The organism is Ancylomarina euxina (assembly GCF_003863355.1).
Classification (GTDB): domain Bacteria; phylum Bacteroidota; class Bacteroidia; order Bacteroidales; family Marinifilaceae; genus Ancylomarina; species Ancylomarina euxinus.
The window spans coordinates 82,481-102,493 of sequence record NZ_QQWG01000003.1 but is presented as its reverse complement, the minus strand read 5'-3'; the positions used below and the strand labels follow the sequence as shown (position 1 = coordinate 102,493).

Below are 20,013 nucleotides of genomic sequence, written 5' to 3'. Positions count from 1 at the left end.
CTTTAAGACAATCATTTCTAATTCAGATTATTATTCTCTGAATAATACTGATTCAACTGGAGTTAAAACCTATTTCTAATCCTTAAGTTCAAATCATGAAGAAACTTATTTTGCCATTATTTTGCATTTCGATAATGGTTTCCTGTTCCAACGAAAGAACAAAAATGAACTACCCCATTTCAAAAAAAGTTGACACAACAGATCTGTATTTCAACACGACAGTTGCCGACCCATACCGATGGTTAGAAGACGATAATTCTGATGAAACTAAAGCCTGGGTTGTTGAGCAAAACAAAGTCACCGATAACTTTCTAAACAGCATTCCTTTCAAAGCGAAGATTAAAGAACGACTGACCGAGGTTTGGAACTATCCCAAGATTGGTGTTCCCTTTAAAAAGGGTGAATTGTATTTCCACTATAGAAACGATGGCTTACAAAACCAGGCCGTTTTATACGTCCAATCTAAACTTGAAGATGAAGCTCGTGTTCTACTCGATCCAAATCAATTATCTGATGATGGAACAGTTGCACTTGCAGGGATATCTGTTTCAAGCGATAGCAAATACTTAGCCTATTTAGTTGCTCGATCGGGGTCGGATTGGAACGAAGTATTTGTAAAAAACATTGCAACAGGTGAAGATATCAGTGATCATTTAATGTGGATTAAATTCTCAGGCGTTTCCTGGTATAAAGACGGTTTCTTCTATGGTGCCTACGATGCTCCAAAGGCAGGCACCGAATTATCGAACTCTAATGAATACCATAAAGTCTATTATCACAAGCTAGGCCACAGGCAATCTGATGACGAACTAGTTTATCAAGATTCAAAATTTCCGAAACGTTTATATGGAGCTTCTGTTACCGACGATGAGAAATACCTCATTCTATCGGCTATGTCTGCTTCACATGGGAATGCGCTTTATTTTAAAGAACTAGACAAAAAAGGAGCCGATTTTAAATTGATTACCGACGAATTAACTTTCGATCACAATATTATTGATGATATCAATGGTAGCTTATTGATGTATACCAATAATGGTTCTCCAAAATACCGTTTAGTTTCTGTTGATGTTAAAAATCCAGCCAAGGAAAACTGGAAAGACATCATCGCCGAAAATGAGAATGTTTTGAGTGGTGTAAAACTTGCAGGTGGTAAAATTGTAGCCACATACATGCAGGATGCTTATTCAAAAATCGAAATTCTAAATTTGGATGGTAGCTTCGATTATGATTTCGATCTACCTGGAATTGGCACAGCTGGAAGTTTCTCTGGGAAGAAGGATGAAAAAACGGCTTTCTATAGTTTCGAATCGTTCACATCACCTGCAATTGCGTACAAGTATAATTTCGAAACAAAAAAATCAGAACTATTTTATCAGCCAAAAATCAATTTCAATCCTGAAGATTTTATAACAGAACAGAAGTTCTACACAAGTAAGGATGGCACCCAGGTTCCACTGTTTATTATCTACAAAAAAGGAACTCAATTGGATGGAAACAATCCATGTTTATTATATGGCTATGGCGGATTCAATGTCAGTTTAACCCCCTACTTCACTCCTCGCCGTTTAGTTTGGTTAGAAAATGGAGGTGTTTATGTTGTTGCAAATTTACGTGGTGGTGGCGAATATGGCGAAGATTGGCATCAGGCTGGTACAAAAATGAAAAAACAGAATGTATTTGATGATTGTATCTCAGCCGCTGAATACCTAATTGAAAATAAATATACCAATGCTGAAAAGCTAGCCTTAAAAGGTGGTTCAAATGGAGGCTTACTTGTAGGAGCTGTTATCAATCAGCGTCCCGACCTTTTTAAAGTCGCTATTCCCGAAGTGGGTGTTATGGATATGCTGCGCTATCATAAATTCACAATCGGTTGGGCTTGGGCTGGCGATTACGGAACCAGTGAGGATAACAATGAGATGTTTAATTATCTCTATAAGTACTCGCCTATTCATAATATAAGTAATAAAGCTTACCCTGCTGTAATGGTTACAACTGCCGATCACGATGACAGAGTCGTGCCAGCTCATTCATTTAAATATATAGCCACTCTACAAGAAAAACATACAGGAAATCAGCCTGTTCTCATAAGAATTGAATCGAATGCAGGCCATGGTGCTGGCATGCCAACATCTAAGCAAATTGAAGAATATGCAGATATCTGGTCATTCATCTTTTACAACATGAATATAAGCCCTGATATAAAATAACTTAAAGCATACTAACACGAATTTACAGGAGTGGCCATTTTGATTTTTTTATCAACAATGGCTACTCTTTTTTTTAAAAAGCCTATTATTTAAACAGCATTTTATATTTTTACGAGTCCAAATCAGAAACACACTTTTAATGGATTATAATTTTATCGTCATCGAAGGAAATATAGGTGCCGGAAAAACCTCTTTATCGAGCAAAATAGCTTCAGAATTCAATGCAAAACTCATTTTGGAGCAGTTTGCAGATAACCCTTTCCTGCCTAAATTTTACGAGGAGCCTGAGAAATATTCATTCCCTCTCGAGATGTCATTTTTGGCCGATAGATACAATCAATTAAAAAATGAATTGAGTGAACAAGATTTATTCAAATCGTTCACCATTGCTGACTATTATTTTATGAAGTCTTTGATTTTCTCTAAACAGACGCTTCAAGATGATGAATATAAACTGTATAGTCAATTCTTTCATATCATTTACAACTCTTTACCTAAACCTGATTTATATGTCTATCTCCATTCAGATGTGGACAAGTTACTGGACAACATCAAAATGAGAGGTCGGGATTATGAGCAAGACATAACAGCAGATTATCTACTGAAAATTCAGAATAGTTATTTTTCATTCTTCAAACAACAACAAGATCTGAACTTCCTCGTTATTGATACAAATAACATCGATTTTATTGGAAATAATTCTGACTATTCTAAAATCTGTGACGTGATCTTTAACACCGAATACAAAAAAGGTCTCAATAGAGTCATAATCTAGAAGATTAGTTTCCAAACATTAATCAAAATTGAATCTTTTAGTGAATAAATTTTTCTTAAATTTGTTTTCATATCCTTTTAATTAATTACAACAACATATTTAAGTTATTATCATGAAAAAAATCAAGCTTAATCACGTGGCAGCTATGCTACTAGCTGGTGCCTTACTTTCTGGTTGTGCTGGAATGAGTAAGATGAAAAAAAATGCAAGTGACATTGATTACAATGTGACTCCAGAGATTCTAGAAACTCACGCTGGGAAAGTTGATGTTGAGGTTAGCGTTAGAATACCTGCTAACTATTTTAACAAGAAAGCGACTTTAATTGCGACTCCGGTATTAAAGTTTGAAGGTGGAGAAGTTGCTTTTGCGCCAAGAACTCTACAGGGTGAAAAAGTACAAGGAAATGCTGAAGTTGTACCTTACGAAGCTGGCAAAACAATTAAATATAAAGGGAGTGTTGATTATGAAGTTGCCATGCGTATATCTGACTTAGAAGTTAGAATGACAGCTCAAAAAGGTGAAAAATCATTGGATTTTGATCCTGTAAAAATTGCACAAGGGGTTAAAGCGACTGCTACTCTTGTTCAAAATAAACCTGCTAATATTATTGGTAAAGATGCTTTCCAAAGAATTATTGCTGAAACTAAAGAAGCTGATCTTCATTACCTAATCAACAGCGCTAACGTTCGTTGGTCAGAAATGAAAAGCGAAGATATTAAAGCTCTAAGCGAGTACTTCAAAACTGTTGAAGCTGACGCTAAGAAAGAATATAAAGGGATTGAAGTTTCGGCTTATGCATCACCTGATGGAGCGGAAGATTTCAATGAGAAATTAGCTGGTAAACGTGAAGTATCTTCTTCGAAGTATGTGAAGAAATCAATGAAGAAAGCGAAGCTTTCTGATTACACTAGCGAGGAATTCTTCAAATCTAATGTGACTCCTGAGGACTGGGATGGTTTCAAAAAATTAATGCAAGCCTCTAACATCAGAGATAAAGAATTAATTCTACGTGTTCTTTCAATGTACACAGATCCTGAAGTACGTGAAAAAGAAATCAGAAATATTTCGGCTGCTTTCTCTGAAGTTAAAGAAGAGATCCTTCCTAAATTAAGAAGAGCTAAATTCCTTGTAAACGTTGATAATATTGGTAAATCAGACGAAAAAATTAAAGATCTTGCTAAGAACAATCCTGCTGAATTAAACGTTGAAGAATTGCTTTATGCTGCAACTCTAACTGAAGTAGCTAGCGAGAAATTAGCGATCTACAACACAGCTAAAAAACAATTTGCTGCTGACTGGAGAGCTCATAACGATGCAGGTATGATTTTATTCGGAATGAAAAAAATCGAGGAAGCTAAAGCTAACTTCGACAAAGCTGATCAACTTTCTGCTAACAACGCAGTTGTTAAAAACAACTTAGGTGCTGTAGAATTAGTTAATGGTAATGTTGCTGAAGCTGAAGTACTGTTTGGTGCTGCTACAGGTGCAGGTAAAGAAGTAAACTACAACTTAGGTATCGTTGCAATTAAAAAAGCTCAGTACGACTTAGCAACTCAGCAGTTTGGTGAGTGTTATGCTGTAAACTCTGCTTTAGCAAACATCTTAGCTGGAAAATACACGGTTGCTCTTGAGAAATTGAACAAGAACACAAGTGATGATGCTATGGTTGACTACCTTAAAGCTATTGTTGGTGCAAGAACTAACAACAACAACTTAATTTTCTCTAACTTGAAATCAGCTACTGCTAAGGATGCTTCATTAAAAGCTTTCGCTAAGTCAGATCTTGAATTCTATACTGTTTTTGAAAATGCAGAATTTAAAGCTATTGTTGAGTAATTAAACTCAAACTTAAAGCATATAAAAAAACGACTCTCTCTAGAGTCGTTTTTTTTTGCTCCTATTATCAAGAGCTTTCCTTCCGTTCATCATACGAATAGCTGATATCCATCTAAAATTAGCCAAAGGATATATGGATATGAAGGATATTTTATATCTTAGTCGCCACTTAAATTTCTCCATTTTGTAAACTATGATACTTTTAATTTAAAGAGGTCCGTCATGTAACCACTTGAAGAAGTATCATCTTTTTTTAATATTGAATTATATCCCAAGCAATATGGAAATCATCATCCCTAAAAAACTTACTAATAACTTTCAGAGTCATCTATTCCTAACAGAATTATATACCTCTACGAAGCAATTGATAAAGGACGAAGTCGTTCTGAATTTTCATGAGACTAAACTCATTGAATCCAATCTTTTTGCGGTATTAGGAAGTCTTATTATGGATTGTGAAAGACGCAAGAATAAGGTTCGTTTAATCAATCTTCAAGATTCCATTCTTAACCTTTTCTATACCAAGAAAATGATTAGAGGTGGCATGAAAAAAGATGTTTGGAAGAGTCTTATTAAATGCCAATTCTTTAATAGTGATGATGAAAGCGAACTGACCGATTATCTGGAAAATAAAATATTCCCGGAACGTCCTGATGTCGCTTTGAATCCTCAGCTAAAAATGGCGATTGAACTCTGTGTCGCTGAAATATTCCGAAATGCTTTTACTCATAGCAATCGTAAAGAAGTGTTTATTTCGCATTACGTATCGGTACACAATAAGAAGCTAATCATCAGTATCGTAAATAGAGGAGCTAGTATACCACAATTGGCGACAGCTGTCTTAAAAAAGGCTCAAAACGGTATGGGAGCCATAAGATGGGCTGTAGAGTCAGGATCAACCTCAAAACCATTTAAACACAATGGTATGGGTTTATTTACCATTCGTCAGTTTATTGAGCAAAACGATGGTAAAATTCAAATTATTTCGGGTAATGGTGTATGGAAACAAGTGAAGCACCGTAAGTTCTCAAAACTAACGCGCAAAGAGTTCCCTGGAACAATTGTCACACTCGAATTCAATGTATAGAGGGTCAAAATTTGATTTTCACAAATCGATTTAGACGCTGATTAATGATGATTTTATTAAGATTGAAAAATCATATTTCAATCTTGTATATCGATCATATTTTAATCCTTATAATCTGCGTCTAAAACTTTAGGCGTACTTTTTAGAATCTTAACTTCGAGAATAAATCCCAAAGAACAATACCACAGCTTACCGAGATATTGAATGAATGTTTGGTTCCAAACTGAGGTATTTCGATGCACGACTGTGAAGCATCAACAATAGATTGCTGTACACCTTTTACCTCGTTACCAAAAACAAAGGCATATTTTTTATCCGATTCAATTTCAAAGTCAGGCAAAGAAATTGAGTTCTCGGCTTGCTCAATAGCGTAAACATCAAAACCATTCGCCTTAAGATCGGCAACAGCATCTTCTGTTTTCTCAAAGTATTTCCAAGCCACAGAATCCTCAGCACCCAAAGCAGTTTTGTGCAAATCGCGATGTGGTGGTGTGGCTGTAATACCACACAGGTAAATCGCCTCAATCAAAAGCGCATCAGAAGTACGAAAGACCGAACCAATATTGTTTAAACTGCGCACATTGTCCAACACAATTATAAAGGGTGTTTTCTCTGCCGTTTTAAACTCAGTTATACTTTTGCGATTCAGCTCGCTGTTTTTCAACTTCCTCATGCTAATGGTTTCTTTTAATGATGGCGCGAATTTAATACTAAAAGACTAGAATAAAAATAAAATGTGGGAGATGCTATAACGAACTTAGAAGGAAACCTGAAAAGGAGATACACAAAACAAAAGAATAGCCTAACGAAACTTAATAACTCATTATGTTGTTAAAAATATTTTATATAATTTCATAACTGTTTTACTGGATGACGACTAAAGCAAGTCATTCATAAAAATGAGGTAAACCATCGGCTGGTCATCAACCGGACGACTTTGGCGAGACAACTGGAAGAGGAGGCCGATGGAGCCCGCAATATAAAACTTAATACGTAAAATCAAACATTTTGATTTTAGTTTAGAATAGGTGATTACTGTAAACAGGACAGATAGCTGCACCTCGAAACTAAAAAATCAGAACAATTACGGATTAAAAATTATTACAATATGACAATCAAGTACAAAGTCATTGAAAGAGGTCAGCCAGGTGTCGTGGGTGGCGGAGAGAAAAAATTTTATGCAAGTTCAGCTAGTAATGGTGAATTAACACTTGAGAAACTCACCAAGCGTATTGCTCAAAACAGTACGGTTGGTGGTGCAGATATTCGTGCTGTACTTTATGCACTGGTAGAAGTCATGCAAGACGGACTGGAAGAAGGTTCAATTGTTCGCCTTGGCGAGCTTGGTAGCCTACGTGTGAGTATTAGCAGCAATGGGGAAGCAAATAAAGAAGATGTCACTGCTCACTCCATAAAAAATGCAAAAACACTTTTTACACCCGGCAAGGAATTAAAGACTATGCTAACAAATTTGACATACGAAAAGGTCGTGTAAAAATGATTAAGGCTATCTGTTAAAAAAAACATGCTTATGTTTTTGTAAAAACATAAGCACATTTTACTCAAAACATAGTGTTGTTTTTTAAAAACAACACTATGTTTTTTTTGATCCCCAAGCACTGCTCATTACCAGCATATTACAACACCCACAAATAAGCCTTGATTTTTGTTGCAGAAAACAAGCCTTCATAAGCAAAACGAAAGCCCTGTACCCCTTTTAGCCAAGCTTAATGAACACCTCCTACTGCCCTATTTTCAGAGCTTACTTCTATCTTTTTTTTAGGTATACGCTAAAAAGCATACAATTATTAATACACCACAAAAGAAGAGAGCTTTTTGATGCTCTCTTTTTATTAAATACTTATTCAATATGTCTTTTAAAAAATCTATGGGACCATATGTTTTGAATTCAAATTCTATTGTCTTCAGTTTTGACGTTTTTTTCATTTTGCAATTAAATTCCATTTATTTTAGTTTTTACTATCCTCCTTTTGCTAGAACAAGGATTCTCATTCATTACAATAAAGAATAGTCTGGTTATTATTTCTGACTCAAAATTGCACTTATTTCTATTTTTATAGAATTTTTTCAACCGAAGAGTAAATTTGATTTACTTAGCCCACACGATTATATAGTGGACACCTCAATAAAGGCTTTTTAGTGTTTAGGCTGAATCGGAAGTAAAGTGCGATTCAGATTGATTAGATATGATATTTTCCAATCTTTTTTAAGACTCATATATCAGATGAAAGTGAGTTTATATCTTAAATAAATATAATTCCTATTTAATACTACCGTTATCGAGTTATCGGTTTAAATACCCCGTTTAAAAATTGGTTGTTGGCTTTGTAAAATCTCCCATTTTATAGGGGTTTTATCAGTAATGGATATTTTTATAAGTATGTTTTGTATAGTTTATATCCCAAATACCGGAAACGGGTTTCTGGCTTCTAAAACTGGCTTTTGTTATCTGTATTCATTCTTAGAATAGCCCAGTGTGTCAGGCGTTAGTGAAGTTTCCCCCAAATAAATAAGCTTCGTTTCTTGGCTCAATTTTCAACTTATCCAGTTCTCGAGATAAAGACTTCTTCTAAATGTTATTTTCCGTCTCGAAAAGTTGACAGATTTGACAGTAGGAATGAAAAACTATTGTTTATAATTTTGATTTCGAAAAATCAATTGTAAATATTCATCAATTATAAAAGTAAATCAAATGAGGAAATTATTATTTATCGTAGCTGTAATTACTACAATGTTCACCGGATGTTCAAAAAATAAAGATGCTGAAGTAAAACCAGAAGCTATGCTTAACAAAGTTACTTTTAATACAAATAGCTTAACTAGTGAAATCTCAAATACCAAAACAGGAATAGTATTACCAGTATATGAATATTTATTATTTAAACAAGATGGTACATTTGTTAAAACAATTCAGTTTACTTCAGCAATAGCTGATGAATTACCTGCAGGTGACTATACCGTCACATTAATAGGACATGATTTGACAGATGGAGCAGCAATGAGTGCAGGTAGTGAATATATTAATTGTTCTTGGGAGATGAATGGAGCACGAGCTTCAACTACAGGATTCTTTAAAGGTAAAGTTGACTTCACTGTAACTGACAATATAATAAATGCAGTAACTGTTGATTTAAAGCGTATATCTGCTGCAATAGCTTATAATTTTACAGATCTGGAAGGCACTAGAGCATTATGTATTGAAATACAAAATATGCCTACTTCATATTGGATGGGAACACGTGCTGCTGATGGAGCAGCTGTTTACAATAGTTTTCCATTATCAAATAAAACATCACAATTATTAGTACCAAATATAGTAGATAATACACCTTATTTAGCAACAGTTAAAGTTTCAGTGTATAATGCAGAAGCAAATACGATTATAAAAATAAGAACAATAAATGATGTCCCACTAGCTCCTAATTGTACAACAACTATTTCAGGTGAGATATTAAAAGATGAAACAACAACTAAAAATTCACCATTCAACATAACTTTAGATGAAACTTGGGGAGATCCAATTACAGTAAATTTTTAAATGGAAGTATCGTTTACATATTTAGAAACTTTCCTACAAACTGTTTCTCAAAAAGCACATAGAGGAGTCTAATTACTCCTCTATGTGTTTATATTCTTGCTAGAATTCTACAATCGCTTGCTTTAGACATAAATCTCTGGACCATTGATTTCATTAACAAATGAAAATTTTTAAGTGGGGACAAATAAGGGGACATTAAAACATTTCAATATCTATAAACATTTATTTTTCAACAACTCAGGTGTTTTGATCTGGGTTCTGTTGGGACTACGCCCTATTGGTCAGTTATCCGATACTTACTCTATATGATGAAAATTCATCGGATAACTCGCAAACGAAAAATAGAAAAGCTTAACAACACAGCTACCCGTTCACATAAAAAAGAAGCCTTGCCAATCGTAGATCTGCAAGGCTTTCTTTTTAAAATATATCGTTTGGTTGACTAGCTAAGAGCCAACTATTCCTCGTCATTTTGAGCTTGTATAACCTCATGGAATGTTGGCAAATTCTCGGTAATGCTACCCGCTCCCTTTTTATTAATTTTGAAAGTAAGATCCTTTGTTGTGGAAAATAGCAGAACAGATAAAAAAGGCTTTTTAAGATGTGATTCCAAAACCACAAAAGCCTCTTCTAATGTCAGTTCGTTTTCCACATCCTCTGTCTCTTTAGATCTGTAGCGCAATTTCACTAAGACCTTAAAGCCATCCTCAGAAGCGACTGGTCTGACAAATATATTTCTCAAGTCGGGCTTACCAATGGTCTTTGCCATAGTTAACTTGGCAAAACGGCCTTCTTGCACACTTTCTTTTACCTGTTCCCAGAAAAGAACAAACACATCTTGATACGGCATAAACTTAAGATTGATGATGAAACATTTCAACGTTTCAAAAGTAACACATATAATTCAATTCATAAATTCGAATCGATCTTTATCATTCAATTATCAGAAATATAAGTCATAAACAACAGCTGATCTCCACTTCGTTTCGGTAGTATCGGGTTCCTTTATCGATAAATAATTGGTCAGTTATCCGATGATTACTCTATATGATGAAAATTCATCGGATAACTCGCAAATGAAAAATAGAAAAGCCTTGCAAATCAAAGATATGCAAGGTTTCTTTTACATATTATCGTTTGGTTTATAAGCTGATTTCAGCCGATTCGTTTTGCCATAGTTTCATGGTCGCTTCCACATCCAGTGCTTCTGCAAGTATAGAGATGGGATGCTGTACCGATCTTGATGTAGACATCTCAATTTGCCACTTACAGGTTTCACAATCGGTAGCTACAAAATCAACATCAGAGCTATCTATCTGATCGAATAGAGGCTTACCGACACCTTGCGAGGTTTCATAATTCTCTTTCTTAAATCCGTAAGTTCCTGCAATACCACAGCATCGTGACTCAAGCGACACAAAGTCTACTCCCGGAATCATTCGCAATAGCGAAGTTGAATATATAGACCAACCCAGCTTTTCCATATGGCATGGGGTATGATAAGCAATACGCTTTTTGTAATTCTTTTTGAAAACCAATTTAAGCTTTCCAGAATCGACTAAACGAAATAGGAAACGGGTTGCCAATTCACTTTCATCACGAATTTCATTATTCTCTACGCCTAACAAATGCGGGTACTCATCGCGAATGGTGAATATACAGGTTGAAGAAGTCGAGATAACCGGCATCTTCTTATCGATGATAGATTTCTTAAAGGCTTCGACATTATGACGTGCCTGTTTGGTGGCTTGTTTAATCAAACCATTGGATATTAAAGCCACTCCACAGCATTTTTCCTTTTCAAGAAGATGAACACCATAACCTGCTGCATTCATAATCTTAATGAGATCCTTACCCTGCTGAGGGAAATTATAATTCACATAACAGCCATGAAAATAACTAACGTGTTTCTTAAAATCCATTTGTTTCTTAGCCGCATATCTGCGATACCAGGTTTCAAACCTCATCCCTGCATATTTAGGGAATATACGGTGATGATCAATTTTAAGCACACCATCCATTATTCGACGGACAGGCTTCAAAGCAACCATAGGATTAACAAGAGGTGCGAATGTGCTCGCCATGCTCCCTACGATATCGGTATTGGCCAAAATCATATCTCTAAACTTTGGCTTTTTCTTAGAGTGTTTAATGCGGGCCATCTGGATGATATCTCCAATTTTAACCCCATGCGGACAAGCAACCTCACAACGTTTACAGTTCAAACATAGTTTTAATGCCTCATCGTAAAAACCAGGATCCTTTAAACGTAATCGTTCCCCATCGGGACCAGACTGCTTAGGACCTGGGTAGTCAGGATTAACTTCCAGAACAGGACAATAGACGGTACAAATGGTACACTTCACACATTGTTCAAAATTATTGTCGCTGATATTAAACGGCTCAAATATTTCCTTCTTCATCATCCTGTTATTTTAAAATTTGCTCAACGACATGCAGCGAAGTCAATAAACTGATACCAGCTCCACTGCCTTCCTTTAGGGCATTAGCCCCTCCAAGTACCGAACCTGCAACATATAAATTCTCTATGGCCTGTCCCTTCATCAATGCACGGAAATTGCTATCAGCTTTTACACCAAAATGCATATAGGGCTGATCTTTGAAGAACTTCTCATCGAGCCATTGAGAACGATCAGTATCTCCATCGATATCCAAGCCAAAAATGGGTTCGTATAACTTGTCGTGAGTAGCCACAATTCCTTTACTATAAAAGCTCCCACTAGCCAGAATAAAGGCATCGGCTTCCAGCTTGATATCACCATGATTATTGGTCCTGATATCCATGAGTCGGTTATTCTCGAAATAGCCCTCTTCCACATTATCGCCCATAAAAAAGGTTCCTCCCAACTCCTGAAAACGCCGACTAAGAAGCATCTGACTGCGAATACCCGGGACTGAAGGTGGGATAGCCGGCACCAATACAACCGGTTTATTTACTTTTGCTTTAAGCTCATCAACTACCTTTTTATTAAATAATCCGAAGACTGATGGCAGAATAATCACTTCGAAACCTTCGCTTAAGAGGTTTGCTTTTTTGACAAACTCATCTAATACATCTCCCTTATCGAAGACCTTGGCAATATTGGTAGAACGCATTTCGCTTGGATTTTTACGAATCGCTTCGAAGGCCTTCATTGCAATATTTTTGATTTGAGAGTCTACCTCAAACTTCTTTAGGCCATCCTTTACAAACAAAGTGTGAAAGTCCAGAAAACCACTGAAGTTTAGAATGAGAACTTTCTTCCATGGGAAGCTATGTTTTTGATCGAAACAGGTAAAATCATCCAGAGTCAACCAGCTTGGTTTCATAACACCCATTGGTGTCAATACAAAATGATTTTGATCTGCCTTTCCACAAAATTTCAAGCCGGCACGATTCAGTAATTGAGGTGCTTCCTCTGCCAAACGGCCTATATTTTCTATTCCCACACGCTGATAAGGATGCGTATCGGCTAAGTTTTTTATTGCCTCAATAGGATGGCTAACCTCTTCTCCATTCACCTGACCAAGCAAATCGAAAGAACCCGAAAAGAAATGGATGGCACTCTGCCCAGATGAAACAATCGCACATTTTCGTCCTTGCTCTGCCAACTTAATGCCACATGTGAGTCCACTCAACCCACCTCCTATAATAATGTTATCGAACTTCATACTAATGCTTTCTTAATTGTTATCTGCTTTCAATCCGTATATACCCTCATAAATCCAGGAGGTAAACTGAACTTCATTGATTGTATCTCCCCAGGCAATTGGCGACATCCCCTTCCATCGTTCCTGAAGGAAATTAGCCAAGTCATCTTTTGCCTTACCTACTTCTTCCAAAGACTCACAAAGCAATCCTGCCGCACGGCAAGCACACAATTCCCCCTGACAGGTTCCCATACCGACACGGGTACGGCGACGCAGGTCGATTAGGTTATTGACATGTAATTCATTAATGGCATATTTCACCTCTCCCAGAGACACCCCTTCACACTCACAAACCAGTGAATCGTCATTCTCATCTCCATTAGAAGCCTTATGTGCCAATGAGCCATGGCGGTCTTGCGCCGATTTTTGCGCAATACTTAAACCTGAATAAATTTTCTGAGAAACATTCTCCATAGACAAGTCACTCCTTTCCGATCCAGGCAATGGCTTATGAGCCGTTTCACAGGCTTTATCAACAGCCAGTTTTTGGCAAATCAAATCAGTTGCTTCTTCAGCCATCAATCGGTAAGTCATTAGTTTACCACCCGTAATGGTTATGAAACCTGAAAGACCATCACGCTTCTGGTGATCCAGCAGTACAATACCACGACTAATGCTTCGTCCTGTTGGGTCATCGTCAGCTGCAACCAAAGGACGAACACCTGCATAGGCACGTAAAATACGAGTCGTAGCCAATGATGGAGAGAGCTTCACGCCTTCGCGAATAAGCACATCCACATCATCCTTGGATACAAACATATTATCGATTTGATCGTATGGGATGTGTTCTGATGTGGTTCCAATCAAACAAATTGTATCTCCCGGTACCAGAATATCTGCATTGGCTGGCTTTCGACATCTATTAAGGACCATTTTATTAACACGGTGACCAAAAATTAATAAGGAACCTTTGGCTGGAAACATATTGATATTGACACCTGCAAGATTTGCAATGTGATGGCCCCAAATACCTCCGGCATTGACAACAATCTTTGCATAGTGCTTTACCTTCTCTTTATTATTGTGATTGATTAACTCCACCCCCACAACTCTATCCTGCTCACGAATCACCCCCGTCACCTCGTGTTGTGTTAAAAGCTCTGCACCATTAAGTCGTGCATCCAAGGCATTTGACATGGTCAAACGGAAAGGATCCACAGAACCATCAGGTACTTTCACAGCACCAATTATATTAGGATTGACTGAAGGCTCCAATCGTCGAGCGAAATCAGGATCTATGATTTCAGTGCCAATACCCGCACTTGTACAAGCCTCAACAAATTGAGACTGAAAAGCGATATCATCTTCTGGGAGGGTTAGAAATAACCCATTATTCTCTTCAACACAATGGCTTGCGATACGACGTAGAATCATATTCTCTTCGATACATTCTTTCGCCGACTCGTGGTCGGTTACAGCGTATCGTGCACCACTATGCAACAAACCATGATTTCGTCCTGTTGCACCAGTGGCAAAATCATGACGTTCAACAAGCAAAACACTTAGTCCACGCAGGGCACAATCTCGTGCCGTTCCCGCACCGGTGGCTCCACCCCCGATGATTATCACATCATACTCTTTGGATTTGTTCTTGTTCATGATGAGTTTATTTTTTTGACTTCTTTCTATATTGACTACTGAATCTCACACAGCAAATATAAATATTTTCTACCTAGCATTGCACAGTACATACCTTTTAGATGTATTCTATATTATAGAGCCCTTGTTTTTACCCATTCAAAACAGGTTAACATTAGGAATAGCAAGGATTTACAGGTTTTGTGTGAAATAGAGATGATTCATCTCAAAAACGTATTTCCAATAAATGGGAAGCTAATTTGTCATTGAAATAAAATTCAAAAACTAAATATTGGCTTAAATCTACTGTGGGGTAAGAGGGAATAAACACGTGTGAGTATATGAACAAAAGCACAACAAAGTAGAAATTGGCATACTCTACATCCTTTTCTATCAAACTGAAATGGCAAGTCTATAAATAGAAAAAGCCTCGCAAATCATAGATCTGCAAGGCTCTCTTTTTAAAATATATCGTTTGGTTTACCAGTTAACCGCTTTACGACGAATTGGCATGGTCATACAACGAGCACCACCACCACCACGAGGTAGCTCTGATCCTTCAAGTGTAATCACATACTTTTCGTAATCAGCCAAATTAACTTTGTGGCTAATGACATGGTCAGCAGGAATAATTTCGAAACCATTCTTGTTCATTTCTTCCATGGTGTAGATATTACGAGCATATCCAACCACCTTACCTGGTCCTACAGCGAAGAAGTTAGCACCAGAATGCCACTGCTCTCTCTCCTGGTTCCAAGGCTCTTTAGTTCCACCACAGTAAATTGGCTTCAACTCCATACCTAATTTCTTAAGCGCTTGCAATAAGTTGTTCTCATTCCTGATATTTACAACCTTACCATTCTGGATGGTGATATGAACCGTTTGGTATTTATTAGGACGAATAATCAATGGCTCATAAACCATACACTTGTCTTTATCAAGCAAAGTAAACACCATATCAAGGTGAATAAACGATTCTGGATGCGCAGGCAATTCCTGAACTAAAATATGACGAGGCTTTTCTTCTTTCTGAGAAAGTAGCTGAGCCAAAATAAAGTCGATACCTTGAGTTGTCGTACGTGTACCATTACCAATGATTAGGATATCTTCACGTGCAATTAAAACATCACCCCCCTCAATCATACAATTAGGGTCCATATTTGGATTGTCAATAGGATTGACAGTCTTAGCTTTGAAACCTGGTGTATAATCAAAAATAGCCTGCATAATCAATGACTCACGATCACGAACGGCATTCGCCATTTTACCAATTAATACCTCATCACCAAGTGACATAGAGGCATCACGAGTAAAGAAAAAATTATGAAGCGGACGCATTGCATAACGCTCCTTGCTTAAAAATTTAGTCAGGTTATCGCGAGTTAAGGTCACACCTTCAATCAATAAGGAAGCTAAATCTTCAGCTGTTTGATCCAACAGAGTATCCTTAATACAATAAGTATTTCCTTTAATAGCTAGGTCAGGCTCAATTTTGCAAACCTTATTAATAACGATCTCTTTTACTTTATCGTCCTTAAGGATGTTCGCCAATAATTCTTTTACCTGATAAGTTTGAGTAATCTCATTCAATGACCCACTCAATTGCTTGTATTCTTTTTGCGCTACTGAAAGGTTTAGAATATCGCTATAAAGAGCTCGTTCAGCATTCTCAGGAGTCATATTCTCAACTTCCGATCCTGGTGTATGAAGGATAACACCCTCTATTTCCCCAATCTCCGATCGAACATCTAATTCTACGTACTTAGTCATGCCCTATTATGTTTTAATTTCTGTCGTTAAACGACTGATGTTTGTTGTAGTACAATTCTGTTAATATTTTGCAAAAGAAAGAAAAATAAAGGGTATTGAAAAGGATTGCATGAAAGATTTTTCATCCCAAAAATTTTTAACAGACAAAAGTAATCTATTCACTCATGTCTAACCACTTAGACCAAAATAGATAAGCAAAAATTACTGTTATATAGATTATTTTGAAGGATGAGTCTAAATCATTTGAATAAGGAAGTAAACAAAGGCTGCTCCTAACAAATACAATTCATAATTTAGATTATATCTTTACCAAAAGCACCGTTCGTTGTCTTGAATTTATTTTAGTCAGTCATAAAATAAATCAAATTCGTATTTTCGTAAATACAAACAATCGTTTTTCAATTCAGCGCATGCAAAACAAAGCTCTAATCTGTTTTATATTATTGGCATCATTCTTTTTAGGAATGCCTACAAATGGTATTGCTCAAGTTAATAAAACAGATAGCATTACCGTTTTAGACAGCAATCTTCATGTCGATTTGAAAGAGGTAAAAATTAAAGCTCGTAAACGAAAAAAAAGAAAACACTACAGATCTACTAAAAAATATTGGCGAACTGTTCGGAATATCAGAATCGTTTATCCCTATGCCGAAATGGCTAACCAAACCATTAGCGCTCTCAATAAGGAATTGGTATCAGTCACTTCAAAAAAAGAAAGAAGAAAACTTATTCGAAAAGAATATAAAGGATTGATGAAAGCCTATAAAGAACCCATGATGAAATTGAAGATTTCTCAGGGTAAACTATTAATGAGATTAATTGATAGAGAAACAGGAAGCTCCTCCTACGATCATCTAAAGGAATTGAAGGGATCGACTACGGCTTTTTTTTGGCAAGCTGTTGCAAGCATGTTTGGAACTTCACTAAAATCGAAGTACCAGCCCGAAAGTAGAGATTGGATGGTTGAAGAAATTCTTGAGCGTATGAAAAAAGGGGAATTACCTCCTCCACGAAAACTAAATATCAAACTCGAAAGAGAAGATCTTAAATAAATGCAAATAACTTATTTCCTAAGATTCTCAATAATGGCATCAACGCCTGAATCGTACAAACCAATTGTATCAAGGTAATCAGAGGCTTTATCTAAATCACTTTCACTTAAGAATTCTAATAATATTTTCCTGTTATTCTCTTTCTCTGCTTCAATTGTCATTCTATAATCAATTAGCTTGTTTTCAAAAACCTTATTCCACGAATAGGCTTTCATGATTAAGAAATGAATGAAATAAGCCAGGAAAGCAAAAAAGATAATTAGAGCTCCGAAAGACTGATTATCATTCAAAAGCAACATAATTGAACTAAAAATAACAGCTGATACAAAAGCTGCAAGCATCCCCATTCCAATCGTCAAATCATTAAAATATTGTGAATGGTATTTTAACTTGCTTTTGGCTGATGCATAATAAAGGACCCAAATCAAAAGAAGATTCAAACTTAAAGAATAAAGAATGGCTGCAACCTGAGGCACTGAATTTATGGAAAAAAAGACAGCTACAAATAAGGAGATATTCGAAAAAATAAAAGTATAAATATGGTTGGCTCCAAGGTCTTTGGTGTTTCTATTCTTCATTGTCAATAAATTAAATCTTATTTTTTAGCAGTTTCAAATACATAAAACCAATCTAAAAGTAAATCAATTCCACAGAATGTACTTATTGAAATACTTTTTAATTTATGAGAGCTAAGTCATCCTGCAAATCATTTTTTTTTGCAAAATATAGTCTCAGTACTCTACATATACAGAGAGGGCACCCATAGGCCCCTCTCGTTACCATATTATCTACAAGATTGAACTTACATTTCCATAAGGGTTTTCACAACATTATCGGCACCTTCGCCTATCTGCGCAATAGTTGCATCGAGCATATAACAAGGTGTCGTTACAATTTTATTCTTTGTATCAATCACTACTTCGCCATGTCCGGCTTGCTTATGATGAGAGCCCATTGCTTCAATAGCACCTACTGTTCCTTCATCATGCCCAATGGTAACTTCTGCACCTGTAATCACCTTTGCAATTAATGCAGGTGCGATACAAAGCGCTGCAATGGGTTTTGAAGCCTCGTGCATTTCCTTCAATACCTTCTCAACAGCTGAATTTACTTTGCATTCAGCGCCATCAAAAGCTAAAGAACAAAGGTTTTTAGCGACACCAAATCCACCAGGGAATAAAATAGCATCAAACTCATTTGCCTTAAACTCAGTTAAATCTTTAATCTGACCTCTGGCAATTCTAGCAGACTCAACCAAAACATTTCTAGTTTCAGCCATCTCTTCACCCGTCAGATGATTCACAACGTGATGCTGGTCAATATTGGGAGCAAAAATCTGATACTCTCCCCCATGTTTTGAAATAGCATATAAGGAAAGTGTCGCTTCATGAATCTCAGATCCATCATACACACCCGAACCAGATAATACAACTGCAATTTTCTTATTTGTTTTCATAACAACATCTATTTATTTTTTCTGAAATTCTGATCTCCTAATTTATGGAAGTGCTCCAATAAAGAATAAATCAAGAACAATAAAGATAAGTATTATAGCGGCTTTTCACGAAATAGAAAGCAGCTTATTTCATAATATAAATTCAATGAAAAAGGCAAGCCTGGATTAAATCATATTTCTAATTCATGCAAATCCATATAATTCTTTTGTCAATTAAAGCTTTAGACTTAAATTTGAAGCTTTAACTGTAAAAATTGAAGATATGATTACTATAGAAACTTTGGTTTTTAACCAATGGCAAGAAAACACCTATTTATTGTACGATGAGACAGGAGAGGCTGTTCTAATCGACTGTGGCGTTTTCTATCAAGAAGAAGGACAAAAGCTAATTGATATTGTTGAGAAAAAAGGACTTAAAATTGTTCATCTTTTAAACACACATTTACATATCGACCATGTTTTTGGGAACCAATTCATGAAAGATCAGTTCGGTCTACTAGCCAAAGCACATAAAGCTGATGAATTTCTTTTGGCTGAAGCTCCAAACTATGGGGTACGTCTTGGTCTTGAAAATGTAGTTGAGCCACCAGCAATGGGCGATGCTATCAATGAAGGTGATATTATCCGTTTTGGAAATTCTGAGCTGAAGGTTCTTCATGTTCCAGGACACTCTCCAGGGCATGTTGTTTTCTATAACGAAGCACAAAAATTCATAATAGCTGGTGATGTTTTATTCCGTGAGAGCATTGGTCGTACCGATTTACCATACGGTAATTTCGAAGACTTAATTACAGGAATTAAAACCAAACTTTTGGTCATGGATAATGACGTAACAGTTCATCCAGGCCATGGTCCTATCACCACTATTGGTCACGAAAAAAAGAATAATATATTTCTAAGAAGCTAGTTATTCTTCAACTATTTCCCAGAACTCACACCATTAAATCCCTTCATTACGAAGGGATTTTTTATAGT

Annotated in this window: 16 protein-coding genes; 8 read left to right on the top strand and 8 right to left on the bottom strand. The window is 36.3% G+C overall.

Annotated features, from left to right (window positions below; all coding sequences use genetic code 11):
- The first annotated feature begins 95 nt into the window (after positions 1–95).
- The 4 genes from DWB61_RS04220 to DWB61_RS04205 all read left to right on the top strand — a co-directional run bounded on the left by DWB61_RS04220 (position 96) and on the right by DWB61_RS04205 (position 5,912).
- Entirely contained in the window at positions 96–2,213 is a 2,118-nt protein-coding gene (locus DWB61_RS04220) for a prolyl oligopeptidase family serine peptidase (RefSeq protein ID WP_125029646.1), read from the top strand.
- 139 nt (positions 2,214–2,352) lie between these two features.
- Positions 2,353–2,988 carry a deoxynucleoside kinase gene (locus DWB61_RS04215; protein WP_125029645.1) on the top strand — a complete coding sequence of 212 codons (636 nt, stop codon included), beginning with the start codon at positions 2,353–2,355 and terminating at the stop codon, positions 2,986–2,988.
- A gap of 112 nt (positions 2,989–3,100) precedes the next feature.
- Positions 3,101–4,825 (top strand): tetratricopeptide repeat protein, encoded by a 1,725-nt coding sequence (locus DWB61_RS04210; RefSeq protein WP_125029644.1) that lies wholly within the window; start codon positions 3,101–3,103, stop codon positions 4,823–4,825.
- A 280-nt stretch (positions 4,826–5,105) separates the two neighbouring features.
- The gene (locus DWB61_RS04205; protein WP_125029643.1) at positions 5,106–5,912 is read left to right on the top strand and encodes an ATP-binding protein; all 807 of its coding nucleotides are present in this window, start codon (positions 5,106–5,108) and stop codon (positions 5,910–5,912) included.
- 142 nt (positions 5,913–6,054) lie between these two features.
- On the opposite strand, the gene DWB61_RS04200 is transcribed toward DWB61_RS04205, so the two are convergent.
- On the bottom strand, positions 6,055–6,585 hold the full coding sequence (locus DWB61_RS04200) for an RNA methyltransferase (RefSeq protein ID WP_125029642.1): 531 nt from the start codon (positions 6,583–6,585) through the stop codon (positions 6,055–6,057).
- 435 nt (positions 6,586–7,020) lie between these two features.
- On the opposite strand from DWB61_RS04200, the gene DWB61_RS04195 reads away from it, so the two are divergent.
- Together DWB61_RS04195 and DWB61_RS04190 are read left to right on the top strand one after the other, a co-directional pair.
- Entirely contained in the window at positions 7,021–7,407 is a 387-nt protein-coding gene (locus DWB61_RS04195; RefSeq protein ID WP_125029641.1) for an HU family DNA-binding protein, read from the top strand.
- A gap of 1,218 nt (positions 7,408–8,625) precedes the next feature.
- On the top strand, positions 8,626–9,471 hold the full coding sequence (locus tag DWB61_RS04190; protein WP_125029640.1) for a hypothetical protein: 846 nt from the start codon (positions 8,626–8,628) through the stop codon (positions 9,469–9,471).
- A gap of 457 nt (positions 9,472–9,928) precedes the next feature.
- Here DWB61_RS04190 and DWB61_RS04185 read toward each other — a convergent pair whose 3' ends face one another.
- From DWB61_RS04185 to DWB61_RS04165, 5 genes are all read right to left on the bottom strand, one after another.
- On the bottom strand, positions 9,929–10,321 hold the full coding sequence (locus DWB61_RS04185) for a hypothetical protein (protein WP_125029639.1): 393 nt from the start codon (positions 10,319–10,321) through the stop codon (positions 9,929–9,931).
- A gap of 292 nt (positions 10,322–10,613) precedes the next feature.
- The gene (glpC, locus tag DWB61_RS04180; protein ID WP_125029638.1) at positions 10,614–11,894 is read right to left on the bottom strand and encodes an anaerobic glycerol-3-phosphate dehydrogenase subunit GlpC; all 1,281 of its coding nucleotides are present in this window, start codon (positions 11,892–11,894) and stop codon (positions 10,614–10,616) included.
- Between the two features lie 7 nt (positions 11,895–11,901).
- Positions 11,902–13,143, bottom strand: coding sequence for a glycerol-3-phosphate dehydrogenase subunit GlpB (gene glpB / locus DWB61_RS04175; RefSeq protein WP_125029637.1), 1,242 nt, complete (start codon positions 13,141–13,143; stop codon positions 11,902–11,904).
- 12 nt (positions 13,144–13,155) lie between these two features.
- Positions 13,156–14,781 (bottom strand): anaerobic glycerol-3-phosphate dehydrogenase subunit A, encoded by a 1,626-nt coding sequence (glpA, locus tag DWB61_RS04170; RefSeq protein WP_125029636.1) that lies wholly within the window; start codon positions 14,779–14,781, stop codon positions 13,156–13,158.
- Between the two features lie 459 nt (positions 14,782–15,240).
- A complete protein-coding gene (locus tag DWB61_RS04165) occupies positions 15,241–16,530 on the bottom strand; it encodes an arginine deiminase (protein ID WP_125029635.1) in 1,290 nt (429 codons plus the stop codon).
- A gap of 410 nt (positions 16,531–16,940) precedes the next feature.
- Between DWB61_RS04165 and DWB61_RS04160 the strand changes: the two genes are divergently transcribed.
- Complete coding sequence (locus DWB61_RS04160; protein ID WP_125029634.1) at positions 16,941–17,582, top strand: DUF4294 domain-containing protein; 642 nt, start codon at positions 16,941–16,943, stop codon at positions 17,580–17,582.
- Between the two features lie 11 nt (positions 17,583–17,593).
- On the opposite strand, the gene DWB61_RS04155 is transcribed toward DWB61_RS04160, so the two are convergent.
- On the bottom strand, positions 17,594–18,160 hold the full coding sequence (locus tag DWB61_RS04155) for a hypothetical protein (RefSeq protein WP_125029633.1): 567 nt from the start codon (positions 18,158–18,160) through the stop codon (positions 17,594–17,596).
- Between the two features lie 224 nt (positions 18,161–18,384).
- Complete coding sequence (gene elbB / locus DWB61_RS04150; protein WP_125029632.1) at positions 18,385–19,038, bottom strand: isoprenoid biosynthesis glyoxalase ElbB; 654 nt, start codon at positions 19,036–19,038, stop codon at positions 18,385–18,387.
- Positions 19,039–19,300: 262 nt separating this feature from the next.
- On the opposite strand from elbB, the gene DWB61_RS04145 reads away from it, so the two are divergent.
- Complete coding sequence (locus tag DWB61_RS04145) at positions 19,301–19,945, top strand: MBL fold metallo-hydrolase (protein ID WP_156190170.1); 645 nt, start codon at positions 19,301–19,303, stop codon at positions 19,943–19,945.
- Positions 19,946–20,013: the final 68 nt, after the last annotated feature.